At 70.8% G+C, this 442-nt stretch carries 1 protein-coding gene; it reads right to left on the bottom strand.

Features of this window, described 5'->3' with window-relative positions; translation table 11 throughout:
• Nucleotides 1–442, bottom strand: a 442-nt coding sequence (locus tag EN964_RS37085; RefSeq protein WP_206528862.1) for an E3 binding domain-containing protein, incomplete at both ends; no start/stop codon positions are given.

Here is a 442-nt window from a genome sequence, read left to right as displayed (position 1 = left end):
CGCCAGCAGGAGCCTTGGCGGCAGGCGCCGCCTGGGCACCTCCACCGGCAATCGCCGCGTCGACATCCGCCTTCACCACCCGGCCATGTGGGCCGGTGCCAGTCACGGCAGACACATCGACACCGGCCTCCTTCGCGATGCGGCGCGCAAGCGGCGACGCGAAGGTGCGCTCGCCGGCCGCATGGCCGTTGGCAACCGGAGCCGCATCTGCCTTGGATGCGGTCGCGACCGGTTCGGCCTTGGGTGTCTCAGCCTTCGGTGCGTCAGCCTTGGGAGCCTCCGCTTTCGGCGTCTCGGCTTTGGCCGGTGCAGCACCGCCCCCGCTTTTCGCGGCGGCGCCTGCATCCTCACCTTCGGCGGCGAGCACGGCGATCAGCGCGTTGACCTTGACGCCTTCGGTGCCGGCGGGAACGACGAGCTTTGCCACCGTGCCCTCATCGAC

The sequence above is a fragment of the Mesorhizobium sp. M7A.F.Ca.CA.001.10.2.1 genome (assembly GCF_003998575.1).
Classification (GTDB): domain Bacteria; phylum Pseudomonadota; class Alphaproteobacteria; order Rhizobiales; family Rhizobiaceae; genus Mesorhizobium.
This window is presented reverse-complemented; position numbering and strand designations above follow the sequence as displayed.